The sequence below is a fragment of the Corallococcus sp. M7 genome, assembly GCF_054512695.1.
The window spans coordinates 333,921-347,000 of the sequence record NZ_CM137252.1; the positions used below are offsets into that span (position 1 = coordinate 333,921).

General features: G+C 71.0%; 10 protein-coding genes. 6 read left to right on the forward strand and 4 right to left on the reverse strand.

Annotation, left to right across the window (positions count from 1 at the left end; genetic code table 11):
- Positions 1–84 precede the first annotated feature (84 nt).
- From ACX114_RS01470 to ACX114_RS01480, 3 genes are all read right to left on the reverse strand, one after another.
- Positions 85–1,410, reverse strand: a complete 1,326-nt coding sequence (locus ACX114_RS01470; RefSeq protein WP_459293948.1) for a DUF1552 domain-containing protein — start codon at positions 1,408–1,410, stop codon at positions 85–87.
- Positions 1,407–3,050: a DUF1592 domain-containing protein gene (locus ACX114_RS01475; RefSeq protein ID WP_459293950.1), complete on the reverse strand. Its 1,644-nt coding sequence runs from the start codon at positions 3,048–3,050 to the stop codon at positions 1,407–1,409. Before ACX114_RS01475 ends, ACX114_RS01470 begins: the two co-directional genes overlap by 4 nt.
- A gap of 315 nt (positions 3,051–3,365) precedes the next feature.
- On the reverse strand, positions 3,366–5,324 hold the full coding sequence (locus ACX114_RS01480; RefSeq protein ID WP_459300036.1) for a M3 family metallopeptidase: 1,959 nt from the start codon (positions 5,322–5,324) through the stop codon (positions 3,366–3,368).
- A 354-nt stretch (positions 5,325–5,678) separates the two neighbouring features.
- Between ACX114_RS01480 and ACX114_RS01485 the strand changes: the two genes are divergently transcribed.
- From ACX114_RS01485 to ACX114_RS01505, 5 genes are all read left to right on the forward strand, one after another.
- Entirely contained in the window at positions 5,679–6,575 is an 897-nt protein-coding gene (locus ACX114_RS01485) for a hypothetical protein (RefSeq protein ID WP_459293952.1), read from the forward strand.
- A gap of 22 nt (positions 6,576–6,597) precedes the next feature.
- Positions 6,598–6,966 (forward strand): hypothetical protein, encoded by a 369-nt coding sequence (locus tag ACX114_RS01490; protein WP_459293954.1) that lies wholly within the window; start codon positions 6,598–6,600, stop codon positions 6,964–6,966.
- Between the two features lie 12 nt (positions 6,967–6,978).
- Complete coding sequence (locus ACX114_RS01495; protein WP_459293956.1) at positions 6,979–7,509, forward strand: hypothetical protein; 531 nt, start codon at positions 6,979–6,981, stop codon at positions 7,507–7,509.
- A gap of 263 nt (positions 7,510–7,772) precedes the next feature.
- Positions 7,773–9,116, forward strand: a complete 1,344-nt coding sequence (locus ACX114_RS01500; protein ID WP_459300038.1) for a DHA2 family efflux MFS transporter permease subunit — start codon at positions 7,773–7,775, stop codon at positions 9,114–9,116.
- A 132-nt stretch (positions 9,117–9,248) separates the two neighbouring features.
- The gene (locus ACX114_RS01505) at positions 9,249–10,700 is read left to right on the forward strand and encodes a sialidase family protein (protein ID WP_459293958.1); all 1,452 of its coding nucleotides are present in this window, start codon (positions 9,249–9,251) and stop codon (positions 10,698–10,700) included.
- Between the two features lie 122 nt (positions 10,701–10,822).
- On the opposite strand, the gene infC is transcribed toward ACX114_RS01505, so the two are convergent.
- Positions 10,823–11,485 (reverse strand): translation initiation factor IF-3, encoded by a 663-nt coding sequence (gene infC / locus ACX114_RS01510; RefSeq protein WP_459293960.1) that lies wholly within the window; start codon positions 11,483–11,485, stop codon positions 10,823–10,825.
- Between the two features lie 366 nt (positions 11,486–11,851).
- Between infC and ACX114_RS01515 the strand changes: the two genes are divergently transcribed.
- On the forward strand, positions 11,852–13,012 hold the full coding sequence (locus tag ACX114_RS01515; protein WP_459293962.1) for a S1 family peptidase: 1,161 nt from the start codon (positions 11,852–11,854) through the stop codon (positions 13,010–13,012).
- Positions 13,013–13,080 lie beyond the last annotated feature (68 nt).

The following is a 13,080-nucleotide window of genomic DNA, read 5'->3' on the forward strand; positions in this document are numbered from 1 at the left end:
CGGAATCATTCCGCACCTGGGCCCCGCGCGCAGGAGAACCGAACGGGGCAGGCGGCCCCCAGGGGGCCCGAGCCCCCTCCTGCCCTACGCTCCCAGGCCCGGAAGCGGCCCGGTGCCGTCGTCACCGAAGGTCGTCCCGGCCACGCCGAACATGTTCAGCAGCGCGATGTAGAGGTTCGCCAGCGGCTGGCCCCCGTAGCGGATGTGCCGGCCCGGGGAGAGGGCACCGCCCGCGCGGCCCGCGAGCAGGACGGGCAGGTTCTTGTGCTCGTGCATGTTGCCGTCGGCGATCTCACTGGAGAAGTACACGGCGCTGTGGTCCAGCAGCGTCCCGCCCTCCTCCTGCACGGCCTTCATGCGCTGGAGGAGGTACGAGAACTGCTCCACCTCCCACTTGTCGATCTTCGCCAGCGCGTCGTAGTTGGCCTGGGAGCGCTGGTGATGCGAGTACGTGTGGTGCTCGCCGGACAGCCCCAGGAACGAATACACGCGCTGGCTGCGCGCGTTGCCCAGCATGAAGGTGCACGTGCGGGTCAGGTCGCACTGGAACGCGAGCACGATGAGGTCCAGCATCGCCTTCGTCTTCTCCCGCACGTCCTCGCTGTCCCCGGGCGTTGTGGCAGTGCCGCACGTGGGGCCGGCGCCGTCCATCGCGTTCACGCGCAGCTCCAGCTCGCGCACGCCGGTGAAGTACTCGTCCAGCTTGCGCTTGTCCGTGGTGCCCAGCTTCCCCTGGAGCGACTTCGCGTCGTCGCGCACGGCGTCGATGATGCTCAGGCCATACGCCTTGCGCTTCGCCAGCTCCGCCTGCGTGACGTTCGGGTCGAAGTCCGCGAAGAGCCGCTCGAAGGCCGCGCGGGGCTTCGTCTCCTTGGGCACGGGCGTGGACGGCCCCGCCCACGCGATGTTGTTCGCGTACGGGCACGCGTAGCCGGAGTCGCAGTTGCCAATGCCCTTGCCCTGGTCGATGCCCAGCTCCAGCGACGGGTAGCGCGTGGCCGTGCCCACCGCGTTCGCCAGCACCTGGTCCATGGAGATGCCGGTGCGGATGTTGGTGCCCTCCGTCTTGCGCGCCTTCACGCAGGACAGGAACGCGGCCGTCGCGGCGGCGTGGTGGCCGTCGCCGTCCGGCCTGCCGGGCAGGTTGTCCAGGCCGCTCAGCACCAGCAGGTCGCTCTTCACCGGCGCCAGCGACGCGAGCGTGGGCGTCAGGGACCAGTCCGCGCCCTCCCCACCGGGCGTCCACTTGGGCATGTGGATGCCGCAGGGCGTGTAGAAGGCCACGAAGCGGCGCGGGGCCGGCGTGGCGGCGCGGGCCGTGGTGGGGCGCATGACGTCCAGGAGCGGCAGCGCCATCAGCGCGCCCATGCCGCGCAGGAGTGTCCGGCGGGAGAGGGCAGTGTGACTCATGGCGTGTGTCCCTCCGCTTCGCCCCGCCGCTGCAGGAACGCGTCGCTGCGGACGATGGCGAGGATGTAATCGGTGAGCCGGCCGCCCCGGCCCTCGGCCTGCTGGGAGATGTCGCGCACGGTGCAGCGGTCCTCGCCCTCCGCGCCGCGTCCGAGCGCGTAGGTGAGCAGGTGGCGCGTCATGCACGCGGACAGGTCCGGGTCCTGCTTCACCACGGCGCGCATCTCCGCCACGCCGTTGAACACCTTGCCCCCGGGCAGCTCGCCGCTGGGGTCCACCACCGCGCCGCCCTCCTCCTTCGTGCGCCAGCGGCCCACCGGGTCGAAGTTCTCCATGCCGAAGCCCAGTGGATCCATCAGAGTGTGACAGCCCGAACAGGTGGGGTCCACGCGGTGCTGCGCCATGCGCGCCTTGATGTTGAGCGTGGGGTCCACCGCCGGGGCCAGCCCGCCCGCGTCGGGGGGCGGCGGAGGCGGCCCCTTGCACAGCAGTTGCTCCAGCACCCAGACGCCGCGCTTCACCGGCGACGTGCGGTCCGGGTTGGCGGTGACGGTGAGCAGCGCGCCCTTGCCGAACAGGCCCGCGCGCTCCGGGTGGTCCTTCAGCTCCACGCGCGTCATCGCGGTGGTGCCAGGCTTGGGCAGGCCGTAGTGCGAGGCCAGCCGGTCGTTCACGTAGGTGAAGGGCGCGTCCAGCAGGTCCTTGAGGCGGTGGTCCCCGGTGACGAACTCATGGAAGACGAGCTGCATCTCCTGGCGCATGGCCTCGCGCAGCGGCTCGTCGAAGCCGTAGCGCGACTCCGGCTGGGAGAAGTCGAGCGCGCGCGTGTAGAGCCACTGCCCCGCGAAGTTGTCCACCAGCGCGCGGGCCTTGGGGTCCGCCAGCATGCGCCGCACCTGCGCCTCCAGCACCTCCGGCTCGTGCAGGTGGCCGCCCTCCGCTGCTTGCAAGAGCGCCTCATCCGGCATGCTGCTCCAGAGGAAGTAGGAGAGACGGCTCGCCAGCTCCAGGTCGCTGATGGGATGCGGCGCGGTGGACGTGGGGGCCGGGTCCAGCTCCACGCGGAAGAGGAAGTGCGGCGATACGAGCACCGCTCGCAGCGCCAGCTTCACGCCCACCTCCGGCGCGTCGCCCTGCTGCCGGGCCAGCGACACGAACGCGACCAGCCGCTCCACCTCTTCCGGCGTGACGGGCCGGCGCCAGGCCTTGCGCGCGAAGGTCTTGAGCAGCTCGCGCGCGCACGTCTCCGGTTGGGCGGGGTCGAGCCCGCACGCGTTGAACGCGCCTCGCGTCCACGCGGCCTCCACCAGCGCCTCCGCCGCGTGGGAGTACTTCTCCATCAGCAGCGGGGACATGCTGAGCACGTCCGCGTTGTTGTCGAAGCCGAAGCCGTGGTCGTCCGGCGGGAAGCTGCTCGCGGGCGAGCCTGTTTCACCCAGCAGGTCGCGCACGGTGTTGTTGTATTCAGCGCGGTTGAGGCGGTGCAGCGTGACGCGGCCCGGGTCTCGCGCGGCCGAGCGGCACAGTACGTCCTGCGGGTCCACGTTGCCGGGCGCGTCCGGCCCCGGCAGCACCCGCGCCTTGGGGGGAGAATCGTTGCAGCTCGCGGTCAACAGCGCCGCCATTGCCGCCAGGCCCACCCTCCGCCATCTCCGACCGCAGGCCGTCACCGCGCGCACGCCTCCTACCGGTCCGCGAAAGGGCCCCGGCGAGCGCGCTCCAAAGCAAGACGCTCTCCAACCGCCGCGTGACGACAGACGGACGTCAGGCTCCGTCCCCGGGGTGGAGATGGGCACGCGCGAGGCACTTGAAGGGGAAGGGGAGTTCCGCGACCGGGCAGGGCCCGGGGTCCAGTGAGGCACCGCGCGCCGACTCCTGCCTCGAAGGGCGGGTCAGGCGGCGAGGCGCTCCCGGAAGCGGGCGGCAGGGGCCCGCTCCCGGGGAAGCGACTTTCGCTACTTCGTTTCCTTCGCGGTGCCCGTCGTCTTCGCGGTGCCGTCGAGGTACGCGCGGTAGGCCTCGAAGCCGTACGGCCGGCCGAGGAAGTCCTTCACCTGCTCCGCGGCGGGCTTGGAGCCGCCGGGCTCCAGCACCGTCTTGCGGTAGTGCATGGCCGTGTCACGGTCCAGGTAGCCGTTCTCCTGGAACTTCGACTCCAGGTCCTTCGCGATGACGGAGGACCAGAGGTACGTGTAGTACGCGGCCGAGTACCCATCCAGGTGCCCGAAGGCGAGCTCGAAGTGGGTGCCGTCGCGGTACTCGTGGCGGAAGGGCGACAGCTTCTTCTGCAGCTCGGAGAGCACCGCGGACGTGTCGAAGCCCGGCGCGCGCGAGTAGTACTGGAGGCTGACCGCGGACAGGAACAGCTGGCGGCGCGCGAACAGGCCCTGGCCGAACTCCTTCGACGCGCGCAGCTTCTCCACCATCTCCGCGGGGATGGGCTCGTTGGTCTCGTGGTGCTTGGCGAAGCTCTTGAGCACCTCCGGCTGCTCCGCCCACTGCTGCAGGAGCATGGACGGCGTCTCCACGAAGTCGCGCTCCATGGAGATGCCGGAGATGGGCGTCCACTTCTGGTGGCCGGAGAAGATGGTGTGCATCAGGTGGCCGAACTCGTGGAAGAACGTCCCCACCTCGTCGTGCGTCATCAGGTCGCCGGGGCGCGGGAAGTTGCACACCAGCACGGCCTCCGGCAGCCGCTTGTCCATCTCACCCGTCACGAGGTCGAACTGCGCCGCGTGCTTGTACTTGTCGTCACGCGGGTGCATGTCCAGGTAGATGCGGCCCAGCGGCTTGCCGTTGTCCACGACGTCATACGCCTCCACGTCGCCGTGCCACGTCTTCGCGTCCTTCACCGGCTGGAAGGCCACCCCCCACAGGCTGGAGGTGATGCCCATCACGCCGTCCTTCACCCGCGCGTACTCCAGGTAGGGCCGCACCGCCTGCGAGTCGAACCCGAACTTCTCCGCGCGCAGCCGGTCCTCGTAGTAGTCCTGGTCCCAGGGCTCCACCACGGTGGCGCCCTTCACGTCCTTCTTCTTGCGCGCCAGCAGGTCCGCCATCTCCTTCTTCGCGCGGGCCTCCGTGGCCTGCGCCAGCTGGTCGATGAAGTCCGCCGCGGCCTGCTGCGTGCGCGTCATGCGCGTCTCGGTCGTGAAGGCCGCGTAGGTGTCGTAGCCCAGCAGCTTCGCCAGCTCGTCGCGCTTCGCGATGAGCTGCGCGAGCACCGCCTGGTTCTTGGGGAACGCGCGCTGACGGTAGGTGCGCCAGAGCTTCTCGCGCGCCTTCGCGTTCTTCGCGTACGTCATGAACGGGAAGTAGTCCGGGTAGTTGCTGGTGATGACCACCTTGCCGTCCGCGCCGGGCGCGTGCGCCTTCTTGTAGTCCTCCGGCAGCCCGTCCAGCTCCTTGGGCGTGAAGGCCACGCTGCGCGTGTCCTCCGCGATGTTCTGCCCGAACTGCTGGCCCAGCTTCAGGATCTCCTCGTTGAGCGCCTTCACCTTGGCGCGCGTGGCCTCGTCCCGGTCCACGCCCGCGCGGCGGAAGTCCAAGAGCGTGCGGTCCACCCAGTGGCGCGTGGCCGCGTCCTCCTTGGACAGGTCCACCAGCGACAGCGCGTCGTAGACGCCGCGGTCCTGCGACAGCGCCACGTTGGCGGCGTCCACCTGCTGCTCGCACTCGCGGGACGCGTCGCGCATGGCGGCGTCCGGGTGCACTTCACGCGTGAGGCTGGAGCGGTTGGCCGCGTTGAGGATGGCCGTCTGCGCTTCGTTGTAGGCCTTGAGGACGCCCTGGCCGTTCGTCTTCGGATCCAGCTTCTTCAGCGCGGCCACCTGCGCCTGCGCGCGGTCCAGGTCCGCCTTGCACAGGGCCTTGAAGGCGTCCGGCGTGCCGGCCAGCGCTTCCGAGCCCTTCATGGGCGCCACCTGGGGCTTCGCCGTATTGGCGGCGATGCGGGCCATGGCCTCGCGGTTCTGCGTGATGCTGCCGTTGGAGCAACCCGTCGCGGCGAGCGCCGCCACCACGGTGAGCGCGGGGATTCTCAAGGGGACTTCCTCCACTGGGGAAACGACCTGCTTCGTGGGCCCGTCATGCCACATCCCCACCCCTCCGCGCCCGTCCGCCGTGAACAGGCAGGGTGTCCCCAGGTACAGGTCGGATGCTTGGAGGCCCCAGCTGACGCACCCCGCCTTGTTCGCCGTTCAGTCGCCCGGTAATCCCGCACTCGCCTCGAATTCTTGGAAGTTGTCCTGGCCGGAGGGTGAACACGGATGCGCAAGGCACTGGGTGGTGCGGTCGCGGCGTTGTTGCTGTGGGGCTGTGGTGGTGGGGCCGGCACGGAAGCGCCGCCCGCGTCTCCGGACGGGCTGTCCCTCACCTCCGGCACGGGGCTGACCGAGGGCACCTGGGCGCACGACGGGCAGACGGTGTCCTTCGCCTCGCGCGAGGTGGAGCCCGGGGTGTACCGCCTGGAGGTGCGCATGCACGGCATGACGCTGACGGGCCTGATGGACCCGGCGTCGGGCGTGACCACGCTGGACGGCTTCGCGGACGCGAACGTGCAGGACACGCAGGTGGTGGACGCGGACCGCCAGGTGCTGAGCGCGTTCTACGGCGCGCTGAACCAGGGGCTGCCCCAGGGTGACGCGGCGGCGCCGGAGGCCATGTACCTGCGCCGCGCGGTGGGCATGTGGGCGCAGCAGCCCACGAGCGTCACGCTCAAGCGCACGGTGATGGGCGAGCAGGGCCGCGGCTACACGATGCTGTGCAGCTACGCCAAGTGTGCCGGCAAGTGGACCGGCAGTTGTGGCGGCACGTACAACTGGTACTCGTACGCGAAGCACGACTGCAACGTGGGCGGCTTCGACAACGCGCGCAACCAGCAGATCGCCCAGCTGGGTGACCACACGACGTGCGGCGGCGACGAGTACTACATGAACGGCAGCACCTGGGTGTGCGGCGAGCCGGACCACTGGTCGCGCCCCAAGGTGATGGGCAACTGCTTCGGCCGCTGCGGCGGCGGCTGCGGTGGCGACACGCAGTACACGCTGGACGCCACCAACCACGACGGCTGCGTGCGCAACGGCCACGTGCTGGCCTCCGGCTACTGCGATGATCAGTTCGTGTCCGCGTCGGACGACGAGCTGTTCGCGCCCAACTGCTACTGAAGGCCGGATGGGACGACGCGCGATGAGGCACGCGGTGGGGGCGGCGGGGCTGTGGCTCGCCGCGCTCGGCTGCACTTCGACGACGTCCTCCAAGGCGGAGGCCGGGGAGGCGGTGGTGCGCCGCTTCTTCCAGGCCCTGCCGTCCGGGGACTGCGCGGTGCTGGGCCCCATGCTGGTGACGGGGCAGGGCGTGCCTCCGTGCGAGGAGACGGTGAAGGACCTGCGCGAGCACGGCATGGGCCTGGTGGACGTGCTGGACGCGAAGGTGGATGGCCGCGACCCGAACGCGGTGGTCGTGCGGGCGCGGGTGTCGCAGGGAGGATCGGAGCGCGCGGAGCCGTTCCTCTTCCGGGTGGAGCGCCAGGGTGACGGGTGGCGCCTTCGGTTGTAGGGGGAGTGGACGATGCGGAACCGTGAGCGGGTGATGCTGGGGAGCGCGGCGGTGCTGGTGGCCGCGCTCATCGCCGTGGCGCTGTGGCCGTCGCGAGAGACCTCTTCTCCCGCCGCGCCGCCGGTCTCGAACGCGGGCCCCGGCCCGGTGACGGCGGCCCAGGTGTCGCCGAAGCGCGCGGTGCCGGTGCGGACGCCGGACCCCGCGCCGCCCCACGCCACGGTGGTGCCGCCCTCGCCCGGAGACGTGCCGCCGGAGCCGGAGGTGGCCAACGCGCCGCCGCAAGCGAACGACCCCATCGAGGACGAGCAGCCACAGACCGCGCGCTGGAAGCTGGAGAAGACGGAGCACATCGCCAGGCTGCTGGGGCGGGACGTGTCGCGCCTGGAGGGCGAGCGGCAGGAGGCGAAGTCACGCGGGGACAAGACCCGCGTCGAACAGGTGGACGCGCTGCTCCAGCGTCACCGCGTCCGCCTGGACGAGCTGCGCGAGGAGGCCCGCACCCTGGCCGAGGCCGCGCGCGACGAGCCGCCGGAACCCTGAATCCCCGGCGGCCTGCCCGCCCGCCCTGCGGCCCACCGGACGCGGGCTTCACGTGAAGGCCCCCACCGCTTCGCGCTGGGAGTACAAGCGCTTCTGACGGATGCGGCGCGGCCTTCACACAGGCGTGACAGGCACGGCGCCGCGTGCGCATAGAAAAAGACGTGTCCGTTTCCTCCACCGCGACCGCCTCCACCGCGCCTTCCAGCACCCCCTCCACCCGAGGCTCCCGGCTGGCATCCATCGCGGTGGCCAGCGCGCTGTTCATGGAGTTCCTGGACTCCACGGCGTTGTCCACCGCGCTGCCCACGCTGTCCGTGGCGTTCGGCACCGACCCCGTCCACCTCAAGCTCGCGCTGACGTCGTACATCCTGGCCCTGGCCGTGCTCGCGCCCGCGAGCGGGTGGATCGCCGACCGCTTCGGTCCGCGCCGCGTCTTCATGACCGCCATGGTCGTGTTCCTCGCGGGCTCCGTGCTGTGCGGCTTCTCCCAGACGCTCGCGCAGCTCGTCGTCTTCCGCACGCTCCAGGGGCTGGGCGGCGCGCTGATGGTGCCGGTGGGCCGGCTCATCGTCGTGAACTCGGCGCCGCGCGAGAAGCTGGTGTCCGCGATGAGCTGGTTCACCATGCCCGCGCTGGTGGGGCCGCTGTTGGGCCCGCCGCTCGCGGGCCTCATCCTGGGCGTCGCGGACTGGCCGTGGATCTTCTTCATCAACGTGCCGGTGGGCCTCTTGGGCATGTGGGCCGTGGCGCGCTTCGTGCCCCCGCTGGAGCAGCCGGACCCGGGCCCCTTCGACACGAAGGGCTTCGCCATCGCCGTGGTCGCCATCACCGCGCTGATGGGCGCGGCGGAGACGGTGGGCATCGGCCTGGTGCCGTGGCCCGTGCAGGCGGCCATCACCGGGGTGGCGGTGGGGGCGCTGGTGGCCTACGTGCGGCACGCGCTGCGCACGCCGCGCCCGGTGCTCAACCTGCGCCTGTTCAAGGTGGACACCTTCCGCGCCAGCATGATGGGCGGCGCGCTGGTGCGCATCGGACTGGGCGCGACGCCCTTCCTCCTGCCGCTGCTCTTCCAGGTGGCCCTGGGTTGGGGGCCGCTGGAGGCGGGGCTCGTCACCATCGGGACGGGGCTGGGCGCCTTCGCGTGCAAGCCGGTGGCGCCCGCGCTCATCCGCCGCGTGGGCTTCCGTCAGACGCTCATCGCCTCCAACCTGCTCACCGCCGCGGTGACGGCCGTGCCCGCCTTCTTCGGCGTCACCACGCCCATCCCGCTCATCATCGGCACGCTGATGTTCAGCGGCTTCATGCGCTCCTTGCAGTTCACCGCCACCAACACGATGGCCTACGCGGACCTCCCCAAGGAGTCGGTGAGCAACGCCTCCACCCTCGCGGTGGTGACGCAGCAGATGGCGCTGAGCGTGGGCATCAGCTTCGGCGGCCTGATGCTGCACGTGGCGCGAGGCGGCGGTGACGTGCGCCTCACGCCGGACCGCTTCCTCCTGCCGTTCCTCGCCATCGGTTTCGTGTCGTCGCTGGCCGGGCCGCTCTTCCGCCGGCTGCGTCCGGACGCGGGAGAGCACATCGGCGGCCGGGCCGCGGCGCGCGGCTGAAGCGTCGGGCCCACGACACCGCTGACGCCCCTTCGTAGGGCAGGCGGGCAGGCGGAAACCCTTTTTCCCACCTTCTTTCGTCCCTCCCTGCCCACCAGTTTCCCGGCGGGGAATCCAACGGAGGGGGTGGGAATGGGTTGGGCGGCACTCACAGGGCTCCTGCTGGCGGGCATGACGGCGGCGACACCGCCCTCGGCCATCCCGGTGAGGGGCGGCAACGCGCTGACGCTGCCCGCGCACCGGCACATGGTGCGCGTGTCCCGCAGCGAGGGCTCCGTGCTGCTCACGGCCGTGCAGCAGGGCGGGCAGGACGGGCACGGCCTGCGGCTGTTCCGCAGCGACAACGGCGGCAGCACCTGGAAGCAGGAGGGCGTCATCCACGACGGCTCCACCTATGACCGCGCGGACCTGGTGGTGGTGGGCAAGGACGTGGCGCTCGTCTACGCGGTGGAGACGCCGGACAGCGCGGGCATCAGCGGCTCCACGTCACGTGACGTGTACTTCCAGTGGTGGCGCTACAGCGCGTCCAAGAACCACTGGCTTGCGGACAAGCCCGTGCGCGTCTTCGACTCCACCAGCTCCAGCACCGCGTACTACCGCGCGGAGCTGGCGCGCGACTCCAAGGGCCGGCTCTGGGTGCAGGCCTTCTTCCGGGAAAAGGACGCGAGCAACACGCTGGTCATCTCCGTGAGCAGCGACGGCGGCTCCACCTTCCGCACCCAGTCCGCGCTCGCGAGAAACGTCCCGAAGCGCGGCGGCGGGCGGCTCATCAGCCTGGGCAGCCGGCTGATGATGCTGTGGAGCTCGCACGACGGCCGCGACACCACGCACTACCGCATCCGGGATGACAGCGCGTCCGTGTCCAGCTGGTCCTCCACGCGCACCGCCTTCTCCGACGGCATCTACCACGGCGCCGCGATGAGCGCGGTGGCGGACGGGAAGGGCGGTCTGCACCTGGTCTACAAGGACAACTCCGAACGGCTGATGTACCGCCGCTTCGACGGCAACGCCTTCGGCTCCGCGGTGAGGGTGCTGGAGGACGGGGACTGGGCCACGCAGCCGGCGCTCGTGCGCGCGGGCAGCAGCCTGTACCTCTTCTACAACCAGCCTCGGAGCGACGGCTCCGGCTACCGGCTGTGGGTCCGCGCGCTGTCCTCCAGCGGCAAGCCGGGCGCGGGCAAGGAGCTCGCGTCGGTGTCCGGCTTCGCGGGCTACCCGGCGGCGCCGGACGTGCTGCCCTCGGGCGTGCCGCTGGTGTGCTTCTTCGGCATCGAGCCGTCCTCCGGCTCCAGCTACCGGCTGTCCTTCTTCTCCACCTCCGCGTCGTCGCTCAAGTCGCAGACCGTGGCGGCGAAGCAGGCCCCGGCGGAGGAGGACGCGGACCGCGAGCGGTTCACCGCCACCGGCGGCTCCGGGTTCGAGCCCCCGCTGGACCCCGGCGCGGGGGTAGGCGCCGCGACGAGCCCCTCCCAGCAGGCGATGGCCGCCGGGTGTGGCGGTGCCAGCGCGATGCTCGCGGTGGGCGTGACGTTCATCCTGATGGAGTGGGGCCGCCGCCGGCGCACCCGCTTCCTGCCCGGCTAGCGGCGCGGTCCGGCGTCACGGCGGCGGAAACGAACGCGGGCGGTCTCCCCGGGACGGAAATCCCGAGGGGTACCGCCCGTGGGCGCGTCTCCCGGCGAGGAGAGACGCGAGCCTGCGTACGGCTACGTCGTCGCGGGCGCGGCGTCCGGCGCTTCGTCCGTCGAGTCGTCGGTGGCGTCGCTGGCTCCGTCGGATTCGACCGGGGCCGTGGAGGCACCTTCCGCACCCGGAGCACCGGCCGCCTGGGGCTTCTTGCCAGCACCCGGGGGCGGGGACTTGCGGGCGGCCGCCGCGGCCTGCCGCGCCTGCTCGCGCGCCTTCTGCGCGACCTTCGGCGTGGGGGCCAGGATCATGTACATCTGCCGGCCTTCCATGCGCGGCAGCTGCTCCGCCACGGCCACGTCCTTCAGGTCCTTGATGACGTCATCGAGGATGGCGCTGCCCAGCTCCTTGTGCGTGATTTCACGCCCGCGGAACTGGATGACGACCTTGGCCTTGTTGCCCTCTTCGATGAACCGGCGGGTGTTGCGCACCTTGAACTCGTAGTCGTGCTCCTCCGTCTTGGGACGGAGCTTCACTTCCTTGAGCTGGATGACCACCTGCGTGCGCTTCGCGTCCGAGGCCTTCTTCTTCTCCTCGTACTTGAACTTGCCGTAGTCCATGATCTTGCAGACCGGCGGCTTGGCCATCGGGCTGACTTCGACCAGGTCGAGCGACTCGGAGCGGACCTTCTCCAGCGCCGCCTCGATGGTCATGACTCCGAGCTGCGAACCATCGGAGCCCACGACACGGACTTCCCGCGCGCGGATGCGGCGGTTGGTTCTCTGGTCCCGGTTGGGACCGCGGCTGCTATTTCTCTGTTCGCGAATGATGTGAACATCCTCCAAAAAGGGTTAGCGGACCCACCACCCGTGAAGATGTGGCGGACCCTCCAATGTGGCAGTCCCCTCCGGCGGAGAAGGCAGGCAGGCGTGCCTTCCGCCCCTAGGGGCAGGGAGACGTGCAACGGACTCTATCCGGTTCACGTCCCCCAGGGGCAAGGTAACGCGGGGCACCCCCCATTCCCATGACCCCTGTTGCCTATGATGCGCCCCATGGTGAAACGGTCCGCCGGGTCCGCCAGGGAGAGGACAGGATGCCGACCCCGGAGGGTGGTTGCGCTCGGGACGTGGCTGGCGCTCGCCTGCCTGCTCGCCTGCGGCCCTATGGAGTCCGGGCCCTCCGAAGCCCTGGGGGCTGGAGGGCAGGCCCTGGTCCAGGGGACGGACGCGCCCGGGGACCCGGCGGCGGTGGCGCTGGTGGCCCGGCGCACGCGCTGTGGAGGGGAGACGCCGGTGCTCCTCTGCTCGGGGGCCCTCATTGCCCCGGATGTGGTGCTGACGGCGGCGCACTGCCTGGCCGTCTTCGGGGAGGCGGGCCCCTACGAGGTCTACCTGGGCCCCACGCTGCTCCCGGAGCCCGGGCCCGGCGGGCGGTTCGTGCGGGTCACCCGGGCGGTAGCCCACCCAAAATTCGTCCCGGCCACGCACATCTGGGACGCCGCGCTCCTGCGGCTGGCGGTGCCCGTGACGGACGTCCCGCCCCTCCGGCTTCCCCAGGCGGGGGACGCCCCGGTGGCGCCGGGAGACCTGGTGCGGGCGGTGGGCTACGGCGACACGAAGGATGCGGCCCGGCCCATGGGCCAGCGGCGGCAGGGTTTGCTCCAGGTGACGGGCGTCACCGACAGCGCCTTCCAGGCCGGCCCCGCCCCGGCCATGACCTGCGTGGGGGACAGCGGAGGCCCGGTGCTGGGAGGCCCGGAGGGGAACGAGGTGCTCCTGGGCCTCACCATCAGCGGGGACGTGGCCTGCCGCACGGAGGCGGTCCAACTGCGGGTGGACGCGCTGGAGGACTTCGTCCGCCCCTTCCTGGAGGAGGCCCCACCCCCCGCGCCTACCGGCACGCTTCCCCTGGACGCCCTCTGTGAGGCGTCCTGCGCGAGCGACGCGGACTGTCCCTCGGGCCTGCTGTGCGTCACCGCCTGGGACGCCCCCGCCCGGTGCGTCCTGCCCTCGCTCCAGGCCGGGACCTTCGGCGCGGTCTGCACTCAGGACGCCGCCTGTGGCGCCCAGGGCGTGTGCGCCCGGCTGGAGGTGGACGGGGACGACGCCTGCCGCTGCTTCACCTCCTGCGAGACCATCGTCGACCCGCTGACACCGGACTTCGACCGGCCGGACGTCAAATGCGGGTGCGGCAGCGGCCCCGGTGGCCTGGGCGCTACACTCGCCGTCCTGATGGGGCTGTTCTGGCGACGGTCTCGTGACTCCGCGTGAAAGTGCCTACAGAACCGCAAATGTAGGCGAAACTCCGCGAATCAAACTCCGAGAATCAAGCAACGACG